The sequence below is a fragment of the Alteromonas sp. W364 genome (assembly GCF_031846205.1).
GTDB lineage: Bacteria > Pseudomonadota > Gammaproteobacteria > Enterobacterales > Alteromonadaceae > Glaciecola > Glaciecola blandensis.
Window position 1 is genome coordinate 1 of record NZ_JAVRID010000033.1, and the last position, 493, is coordinate 493.

Consider the following 493-nt stretch of genomic DNA (forward strand, 5'->3'; position numbering starts at 1 on the left):
CATAACCGGTTTGTGGCGCTCTTCCACAAATCCGGTTGATGGATTTGTTATGTTTATCGCTTAACATAAATAGTAACCGTTTCACTTTCGGCTGATTTATAAAAGTAATAATTTTCATAACCTGAATGATTGGCTAACCCTAATGCGGAATCAAGTTCAGTCACGTTTACAGCAGGTATTATTCGATCATAAAAGCAATTACTAAATTCATATTCAAAGCCATTTGGGTTATTAGACAAGTCAAAATAACTTATGCTGATGCCAGTAAATGCCTCAGGCCCAAAAACCTTCTTTGTTAAAACTGGAGTGAGTGGATCAACCCCTCTACGGCTCAGGCATTCCAGTTGCGACTCATTGACTAATACGGGAACGATGCCGCCATCTTGTTTAAGGCTTCCGGGAGCTAAAAAAAGATAAATATTTAGTGCAACCGATACAATAATTACGCCTATCAATACCTTGTTTATAAAAACCTCCAAACCACAACAAACAC

Annotated in this window: 1 protein-coding gene; it reads right to left on the minus strand. The window is 38.1% G+C overall.

The window, feature by feature from the left end:
- Positions 1–53: 53 nt before the first annotated feature.
- Positions 54–493 (minus strand): hypothetical protein (locus tag RM556_RS17330; RefSeq protein WP_311375217.1); only part of this gene is annotated, 440 nt, incomplete at its 5' end.